The sequence below is a fragment of the Muribacter muris genome, from assembly GCF_004569585.1.
In the GTDB taxonomy this organism is placed as follows: domain Bacteria; phylum Pseudomonadota; class Gammaproteobacteria; order Enterobacterales; family Pasteurellaceae; genus Muribacter; species Muribacter muris.
In genome coordinates, this window is the sequence record NZ_SPPA01000051.1 from 1 (window position 1) to 4,023 (window position 4,023).

Consider the following 4,023-nt stretch of genomic DNA (forward strand, 5'->3'; position numbering starts at 1 on the left):
AAGAGACAGCCCTTATTATAACTTTAATCTCATTATTAATTGCAAAATAAAGTAAATCAGGGCTTAACTCATCTTTATTTTTTAAACTTTCATTTTGTAAACTTGTTTTACTTATGGAAAAATACTCACCTTCTTTTCTTTTTTCTATTTCAATTGCAAAATCACCAATAAAAGCAAGTCTGTTAAAATCAATGTCTTTTATATTAAAATCATCTAATAAACTTAATGAAGAATTATTAAATGCTTTATTTTTGCTAGAAAATAAATTAGGTATGGTTCTAGAGAATTGTTGTACCAAATCATTTTTAACAAAGTCTTTTAAACGATTTATTGATATTATTACTTCTGCTTCTTCAGAAGTCTCAAAAATCATTAAGTCATCTTTAAAAAAATCTGATATTTCAAATCTGAGATTTGAAATAAAATCCATGAATCCATATAAAGTATACGTTATATATGTTTTGGCAGTATTATTCTTTCCACAAATTATGGTGAGATCATTTAATTCAATTTCAGTCGATCTGACTTTTCCAATTTTAGATATATTAAATCGCATAATATTTAACCTTTAAATTCAATAATTTCAGAAACCGCATTACAATTAACTAAAATAGCTTTCTTCCCGATCTCATTACATTTTCTAAAATCGTTTAACAACTTAATCTCAGTCATAGATAAATCCATAGACCCTTCACCAAATACAGCCCCTTTTCCGCAAACCAGCCAGTTCAAGTTTATATTTGTTTTTTCACAAATGATGGATAACCCCTCTGAATTGGGTTCTCTTGAACCATTAAGATAACCTTGAGCAGTTCTATAAGGAAGCCCCGTTATTTCGGAGAAATCCTTTAACTTCCATTTCCTTTCCTCACAAACTAATTTTAGACGCTCAAATATACGCATATAGATACCACTCATTGACTTTTGATTCAAATGCGTATATTATACACCTATATATTATATAACCTTTTTTTTGTCAATAAAAGACAGCTTTATCTATTAATATGGCTCAACACTTTCTCTTAACCAGCAAAGCCCGCACGCTTTCGTCATTACAGATAGCCCGCCTATCTGATGACGAAGCGTTTGCAATGCTGTGTGAAATTCGTTGGGGAAGTCAGGAAAATGTGTGCTGCCCGAAATGTAGCGTACAACATAAAGCCTATTTTATTGCCAGTCGCAAACAGTGGCGATGCAAACATTGTAATCATACATTCAGCATTACATCAGGCACGATTTTTGCTAATCGTAAGAAGTCGCTGCAAACCTATCTCTACATCATCGTCAAATTCGTAAATGCTGCCAAAGGCATTTCTTCATTGCAACTGGCTCGTGATGCAGGTGTCAATTACCGCACAGCGTTTGTATTGTCGCATAAAATCCGCAAAGCCTTATTAGATAAACGAGATTTACAACCCCTATCAGGGGAAGTGGATATGGACGGTACTTATGTTCACCCCGCCCCTCGCAAAGAAAACAAGAAATCTGACCGCTTGGATTACCGCTTGAAAGCTAATCAACACCCCGATAAACGCTGTGTGATTGTCGCTCGTGAGCATTACACGGTCAATGAGAAGCGTGAGAGTGTGCTGCATTGTGGAGCAAAACGTTCACTGGTAATGGTCGCAAAATCCGAAACACAACCGATAGTCAGCACCTTTGCGAATCGTTTTATTCAAGCGAATAGCCGTATCAATACTGATGAAAGCTCTGCCTACGATGTGCTATTACCTCGTTACGATTTACGCACGGTCAATCACAAGGAAGAATACCGCAGCGATTTAGGCGTAACGAATAACCAAGCGGAAAGCCTGTTCAGTCGTTTTAAACGAATGTATTACGGACAAGTGCATAAAATGAGCAATGCCTATTTACTCAATTATGCGAATGAAGTGGCTTATCGTGAAGATAACCGTAGAAAGCCTAACGGCTGGCAGTTTAATGATATCTTAGACAAATGCCTACATACCACCAACGAAAACAATGAGTGGTGTGGCTATTGGCAACGTAAAATCGTACATCAAGAGGTCTTGTGGTGTCAATGATCTTCCAAAATTGAACCACAAAGATCCTTTAAAAGTGATCCACTTTTATTATTTCTTAATTACGATGTTTAAATCGATAAGATTCATTACCCGTTTCTAAAATATGGCAATGGTGAATTAACCTATCTAAAAGTGCATTTGTCATTTTTGCCTCAGTAAATAGGGTGCCCCACTCTGAAAACTCAAGGTTTGTCGTAATGATAACACTGGTATTTTCATGAAGTTGACTCATTAAATGAAACAGTAATGCCCCACCTTTTTGACTAAAGGGTAAGTAGCCTAGCTCATCCAAAATGATGACATCTTGGCGGACCATCTGAGGGACAAGCTTAAATTGTTTCATTTGATTATCCAGCTCAAGCTGATTCACCAAATCCAATACGTTCCAAAATCGTACTTTATAGCCTTGTTCTGCAGCTTGGATGCCAAATGCCGTCGCTAAGTGCGTTTTTCCTGTACCTGGACCACCCACTAAAATAATATTACGCTTGGCTTTAATATATTCACCATCCAGCAAAAGTTGAAAGCGGGCTTCATCTAAAAGGCTTTGCTTAAAATCAAATTCAGCAAAGGTTCTTTGTTGGGGAAACTTAGCACGTTTAATCCGCCCTAAAGTTTGGTTAATGCTTCGTTGTGTGATTTCAACATTTAGTAAACGTGCGAGAATATCGAGCGTCGGGCGTTTGCGTCGAACACCTTCAATCACGATATCGTCAAATTCATTTGCCATTGTTGTTAATTTAAGCTGTTGTAGTAATGCAATATAGTCTTGTCTTTCCATTATTATCTCCTTGTCTGTTTTATTTTAGTGAAGGAAAGGTAGTGGTTCTTCGATATTGAAGGAGTTGGTCAAATTGACTGAGATTTGCTTTAGGCGGACAACGCAGCGCAACGTGTCGACTCTCTATTTTAGGGACTGTTGGTTCAGTCAATCTTAAGATAATATTCAGTACAGCTTCAACAGTAGGTAATCCTTGTTCTAATGCGAGCTCTGCGGCAGTCACGCCGACTTCTTCGCCAAAATCCGCAATTAAACTCAGAAGCTTAACCATCGCCTTGTCACCGCGAGGTTGTTTGAGTAAGTGATGTTGAAGGGTTTTAATAGCAGGAGGAAGTACCCAGCCTTGAAAGGGCTCACCATGTCGTAATGCCCCCGGTTTTTTCTTTAAGGCGGACAAATAATGAAGGGGATTATAACTGGTTCCTCCTTTGATAAATTGTCTCGGGTGGCGAGCAACAATTTGGTTCTGATAAACAAGCACTATCTCTTGTGCACCTATTTGAGCTATCACTTCCTTTCCACATAAATGGCAGGGTACACTATATCGGTGGGTATCAAAGAGAATCAACGCAGAGGTATTAACGAGTAAGCGAGTGGTGCGATAACCTAAATAGGGTTTAAAAGGAGAGAGTTTTTCACGTTCTTTTTCCAACCGTTGAGCCACCGTCTGTTGTTTATCTTCAACCCAGGATTGAGTTTGAATCTGCCTTATGCACCAATCTCTTAAATAATCATTTAACGGCTCAAGGGAAGAGAAAGCCAATAAAGGGCGGAAAAGCCGCTTACGGAGTGTTTGAACTTGTCGCTCGACTTGACCTTTCTCCCAACCTGAGGCCGGTGTACAAGCAACAGGCTCAATGAGAAAATGGTTCATCATTGCCAAAAATCCCTCATTAAATGACCGCTCTTTGCCTCGTTTTATCTGTTTGACAATGGTTTTAGGGTTATCATAAATTCCCCGAGAGGGGACACCTCCAAAATAAGTAAAGGCGTGATTATGTGCATCGATAAGCATTTCTAAGGTTTGTCTAAAATAAGCTCGGACATAATAAGCACGAGAATGACAAAGACGAAAATGCGCGATATTTACCGTCGTTTCAACCCCATTTAACACCACTTTCTCAATACTCCAATCAAATTGATAAGACTCACCGAGTGGAAATTTTTGAGGAATAAAAACAGCCGTAGCGGGTGGGG

5 protein-coding genes are annotated in these 4,023 nt (G+C 38.3%); 1 reads left to right on the forward strand and 4 read right to left on the reverse strand.

Annotated elements, in window-relative coordinates:
• Nucleotides 1-556: hypothetical protein (locus tag E4T80_RS13055; protein ID WP_209304383.1), on the reverse strand; the 556-nt coding region annotated here is incomplete at its 3' end.
• Between the two features lie 5 nt (nucleotides 557-561).
• Complete coding sequence (locus E4T80_RS12390) at nucleotides 562-918, reverse strand: helix-turn-helix domain-containing protein (RefSeq protein ID WP_228064869.1); 357 nt, start codon at nucleotides 916-918, stop codon at nucleotides 562-564.
• A gap of 86 nt (nucleotides 919-1,004) precedes the next feature.
• Here E4T80_RS12390 and E4T80_RS12395 point away from each other — a divergent pair, with 86 nt between their 5' ends.
• On the forward strand, nucleotides 1,005-2,045 hold the full coding sequence (locus E4T80_RS12395) for an IS1595 family transposase (RefSeq protein ID WP_135058695.1): 1,041 nt from the start codon (nucleotides 1,005-1,007) through the stop codon (nucleotides 2,043-2,045).
• A 55-nt stretch (nucleotides 2,046-2,100) separates the two neighbouring features.
• Here the strand turns inward: E4T80_RS12395 and istB are convergent, their stop codons facing one another.
• Nucleotides 2,101-2,826, reverse strand: a complete 726-nt coding sequence (gene istB, locus E4T80_RS12400; protein WP_018355665.1) for an IS21-like element helper ATPase IstB — start codon at nucleotides 2,824-2,826, stop codon at nucleotides 2,101-2,103.
• Between the two features lie 19 nt (nucleotides 2,827-2,845).
• The coding region (istA, locus tag E4T80_RS12405; protein ID WP_135058696.1) for an IS21 family transposase at nucleotides 2,846-4,023 on the reverse strand (1,178 nt) is incomplete at its 5' end.